The sequence below is a fragment of the Angustibacter speluncae genome (assembly GCF_054777815.1).
The window spans coordinates 1-4,576 of record NZ_BAAHAF010000021.1 but is presented as its reverse complement, the minus strand read 5'-3'; the positions used below and the strand labels follow the sequence as shown (position 1 = coordinate 4,576).

4 protein-coding genes are annotated in these 4,576 nt (G+C 78.4%); 3 read left to right on the top strand and 1 reads right to left on the bottom strand.

The annotated features are described in order from the left end of the window. On the top strand, positions 1-457 hold a 457-nt coding region (locus tag ACYVKY_RS02390; protein ID WP_460433393.1), incomplete at its 5' end, for a Fic family protein. 128 nt (positions 458-585) lie between these two features. Here the strand turns inward: ACYVKY_RS02390 and ACYVKY_RS02385 are convergent. After that, positions 586-1,668, bottom strand: coding sequence for a hypothetical protein (locus ACYVKY_RS02385; protein ID WP_460433392.1), 1,083 nt, complete (start codon positions 1,666-1,668; stop codon positions 586-588). Between the two features lie 656 nt (positions 1,669-2,324). Here ACYVKY_RS02385 and ACYVKY_RS02380 point away from each other — a divergent pair. Next, a complete protein-coding gene (locus tag ACYVKY_RS02380) occupies positions 2,325-3,263 on the top strand; it encodes a hypothetical protein (RefSeq protein ID WP_460433391.1) in 939 nt (312 codons plus the stop codon). Next, positions 3,260-4,426 (top strand): CpaF family protein, encoded by a 1,167-nt coding sequence (locus ACYVKY_RS02375; RefSeq protein WP_460433390.1) that lies wholly within the window; start codon positions 3,260-3,262, stop codon positions 4,424-4,426. Before ACYVKY_RS02380 ends, ACYVKY_RS02375 begins: the two co-directional genes overlap by 4 nt. Positions 4,427-4,576: the final 150 nt, after the last annotated feature.

Genomic DNA, 4,576 nt, shown 5'->3' with positions numbered 1-4,576 from the left:
GGTCGGACGTCCGCGCGAGGACGGCGAGGAGCCGCGCGGGCCGGTGCCCGGCGCCGTCCGGCTGCCGGACGCGGCGCGGGCCCGGGCGCGCCTGGACGGGCTCGCCGACCTGCTGGCCACCCCGACGACCGCGCCGGTGCTCGTGCTGGCGGCGGTCGCGTCCGCCGAGATCGTCTGCGCCGCACCGTTCCCGGACGGCAACGGCGTCGTCGCGCGGGCGCTCCAGCGGGCGCTCGTCGTCGGGCTCGGGCTCGACCCGATGGGTGCCGTCGTCCCGGAGTCGGCGCTGCTGGCCGACCCGGCCGGCTGGGCGTCGGCGCTCGAGGGCTACGCGACCGGGACGCCCGACGGCGTCGCCGGGTGGATCCGCTTCACCGCCCGCAGCGTCGTCACCGGCGCCGAGGAGGGCACCACCCTCGCCGACGCCGTGCTCGCAGGCCGGTTGCCCAGGTCGTAGTCGATACCCCGGCTCCGGTCGGCCCCGGCGCGCCGAGCGAGGGAGCGCCAGCGAGCGAGTCGAGGTGGGAGGGGTCGACCCTCCGCAGGAGCCGGGCGCGCGAGCGCCAGCGAGCCAGGAGTAGAGCTCTAATCGCAGGCCCGGCCGACCTCGCGGACGACCCAGGGGTTCACGACGAAGTAGTCGAGGTCGGGCAGGTCCTCCTCGCCGACGACCAGACGCACCTGGTTGCCGGCGTCGAGCTGCTGGGCGCTGACGGTGCAGGTGTCGACCCGCAGCTCGACGCCCAGGGTCACGGCAGCCGCCTGCCCACCCGGGATCGACAGGGGCAGTGGCGGCTCGGTGACGAACGAGACGCCGTCCGGCCCCCGCAGGCCGATCACGACGTCCTCGCTCGTGCCGGAGCGCAGGGTGAGGTAGAGGTCGCCGTCGGCGCGGACGATGGTGGTCTCCACCAGCACCGGACGCGCGAAGTCCTGCATGCAGCCCATCTCGACCACGGTGCTGGCCGAGATCGGGAACGCGCCGATCCGCGAGCCGTCGACCCAGGAGCTGCGCAGGTCGTTGCCGCTGACGCGCACCCGCAGCTCGCCGTCGCGGCTGCCGCCCCGGGCGATCTGGCCCTGGCTGCAGTCGGCGACCTCGGCGAGCACGGTCTGCGACGCGTGCTGCCCCGGCCCCACCTCGAGCGGGTCGCTCAGCTGCGCGGTGACGCCCGACTCGCGTCCCGGCTCGAGGTCGCCCGCGAAGTCGACCTCCGTGACGGTGACCGGCTGGTCGCCGGTGTTCACCACGTTGAGCCGGGTGCTGACCCGCGCCGAGTCGTCGTAGCCGTTGCCGTACTCGAGCCAGGCGACCACCCCGGAGGCGCGGTCGCTGCCGGCCTGCTGCAGCGCGGTGGTCACCCCGACGCCGACCAGTCCGGCGACGAGGGCCGCGACGGCGACCGCCGCTGCGGTGCGCGTGCGGCTCGAGCGGACGGCGTCGACCTGCTGCTGCGTCCGTTCCAGGACGATCTGGCCCCGGCGGCCCAGCGCGCCGAACCGGTTCGGCGGTGAGGAGGTGGTCGGCTCCGCGGCCTCGGCGGGGGCCGTCGGAGCGGGCTCGGCGGGACGCGGACGCTCGTCGATGCGGACGGCGCGGTCGGCCCGGGGCGCCTGCTCGCGCTCCTGCACGTCCTCGAGGGCCGAGCCCATCACCTCACGGCTCATGCCCCACCTCCTCCCGCGCGACGCCGCACGGCGACATCCTCGTCAGCGGGAGGGGCGTCCGCCACCAGCACGGCGGTTTGTGATCGGTCGGTGACCTGGGGGTGCGGCGGGGCGTCCGGACGGGGACGGGGTGACGGCGGCGCCCGGAGGCGCCGCCGTCGGACATGAACGATGCGGCTACCAGGCGTGCACTCGATTCGTGGGCCGGGACGAGCCCGACCCGACGTGTCCTCTCGGGGACCGGCCGCGCGTGGGTACCGCTCCGTGCATGTGGTCCACCGACCGTCGAGCGGTCGAAGTACCGCACCTCCATTGGTACTCCTCGGACGGGTGAAAGGGAAGGCTTCGCACCGGATCCGTCCCGCCGGGTGGGGTGGTCGGGACCGTTGCACGAACCCGTGTTTGCGTCGCCCCGGATGCGGGTACATGCTGGACGGAGCCGGTCCGCCTCGTGCGTCGACCGGCCCCGCCGACCGGCTCCTCCCCCCCGAGCCGGACGGCGACGACGACCCCCGCCACCCCCCCCGGCGGGGGTCGTCCCGCGTCCGGGCACGGCTCGCACGCCGCGTCGTCCACAGGCCCGCCGGCGGGCCGGTCGTCCACAGCCGGCCCCACGGACGACCCGTCGGACGCCGTGGCCGGGGCACGGTGCCGGGATGAGCGAGCCACTCCCGCCGCTGGTCCTGGTCGTGACGGCCGACCCGGTCGTGCACGAGCAGGTGCGGGTGGCCGCGGCCTCGGCGGGTGCGACCTGCCGGGCCGTCGCGGACCTCGCCGCGGCCGAGGCGTCCCCGGCGGTGCTGGTGCTCGTCGACGCGCGGCTGCCGGGCTGCTGGACGGGGTCGCCGCTCGTCCCGGACGCACTGCTCGTGGTCGTCGACGGCACGGTGCCGCTGCCGCCGGGTGCCCTCGAGCTGCCGGCGCAGCGCGGGCTGCTCGCCGACCGGGTGGCGTCCGCGGTCGGGCGGGCGGCGGAGGGCCGGGCCGGCCCGGGGGAGGGGCTGGTCGTGGGCATCGTGGGCGCGGTCGGGGGAGCCGGCACCAGCACCCTCGCCCTCACGCTGGCCACCGCCGGCCGCGGACGGTTGGTCGACGCCGACCCGGCCCGGTCGGGCACGGCGGTGGCGACCGGGCGCGGGGTGCCGCCGGCGCCGCCTGCCCCCGGCGAGGGGTGGGGCGAGGACGCGCCCACGCCGGCCGCGCTCGCCGACGGCCTCGACCGGGCCAGCCGGGAGGCGCCGCTGGTGGTGGTCGACCTGGCCACCGTCGCGGCGGGCACCGTGTGGCGGCGGGCCGACGCGGCCGTGCTGGTCGTGCCCGACGCGGTGGCGGCCGCTCTGACGGCACGGGCTGCGGCGCGGCACCTGCGGTCGCTCGTGCCCCGGCTGGTCGTCGTGGTGCGCGGACGCCGGCGGGGCGGGCCAGGACGCGCGGCCGTCGGCGAGGTGGTGGGGGCGGTTCCCGTGGTCGGGTGGGGACGGCACGAGGCGCTCGCCGCGGCGGCCGACGCCGGGACGCTCGACGAGGCCGTGCGCCGCGGCCCCACCGCGGTCGCCGGGCGCGCGGTGCTGGGGCTGCTGGTGGACGGGCCGTGACGGCACCGGCCGCCGGCGACGCCGGCGTGCTCGCCCGGGTCCGGGCCGGCCTGGTGCACCGCGGGTCCGACCTGGCCGGCGACGTCGCGTCCCTGCTGGCGGGCGAGGGCGGCGGCGTGCTCGGCGTCCTCGACGAGGTGAGCGCCGAGCTCACCGGTGCGGGGCCGCTGCAGCCGCTGCTCGACGACCCCGCGGTCACCGACGTGCTGGTCAACGCACCCGACGAGGTGTGGGTCGACGCCGGCGCCGGGCTGCGCCGGGTCGACCTCGACCTGGGGCCGCCCGAGCGGCTGCGGGCGCTGGCGGTGCGGCTCGCGGCGCGGTCGGGTCGCCGGCTCGACGACGCCTCGCCCTACGTCGACGCTCGGCTGCCCGGCGGCGTCCGTCTGCACGCCGTGCTCGCCCCGCTGGCCGTCGGCGGCACGGTGCTGTCGCTGCGGGTGCCGCCGCGGCGGGCCTTCGCGCTCGGGCAGCTGGTCACCCTGGGCAGCGTCCCGCCGGGGTGGGACGCCGTGCTGGCCGCCGTGGTGCGGCGCCGCCTCGGCTTCCTGGTCAGCGGCGGCACCGGCACCGGCAAGACGACACTGCTGTCGGCGCTGCTCGGCGAGGTCGACCCGGCCGAGCGCGTCGTCACCGTCGAGGACACCGCCGAGCTGCGGCCCGCCTGCCCGCACCACGTCCGGCTCGAGAGCCGTCCGGCGAACGCGGAGGGCTCCGGCGCGGTCGTGCTCGCCGAGCTGGTGCGGCAGGCGCTGCGGATGCGGCCCGACCGCGTCGTGGTCGGCGAGTGCCGGGGCGCCGAGGTCCTCGACCTGCTGTCCGCGCTCAACACCGGGCACGCCGGCGGCTGCGGCACGGTGCACGCCAACGCGGCCGAGCACGTCCCGAGCCGCCTCGAGGCGCTCGGCATGCTCGGCGGCGTCGGGCGCGGGGCGCTGGCCCGGCAGGTGGCGAGCGCCCTCGATGTCGTCGTGCACCTGGAGCGGCGCGACGGGCTGCGCCGGGTGGTGGGTGTCGGGGTCGTCGTCGACCGCGGCGAGCACGTCGAGGTCGAGCCCGCGCTGGTCGCCTCGCCCGACCCGCGCGCGCCGGGCGCGCGAGGACGCGGCTGGTCGCGGCTGTCCCTCCTGCTCGGCGACGACGACCCCTGGGCCGGACGGTGAGCGCCGTCCTGGTCGGCGTGCTGCTCGGGCTGGCGGTGCTCGTGGTGCCCGGGCGTCCACGGGCGCCCGACCCGGCGGCTGACCCGTCCGCGAGGCCGCGCCGGGCGTCCTGGCGCCGCCGGCGCGGCCCGGCGACCGACGTGGCCGCGG

Bases quoted from the DNA above. Each gene is read 5' to 3' on its own strand.
- ACYVKY_RS02385 (WP_460433392.1), bottom strand. From the start codon at position 1,668: ATGAGCCGTGAGGTGATGGGCTCGGCCCTCGAGGACGTGCAGGAGCGC.
- ACYVKY_RS02380 (WP_460433391.1), top strand. From the start codon at position 2,325: ATGAGCGAGCCACTCCCGCCGCTGGTCCTGGTCGTGACGGCCGACCCG.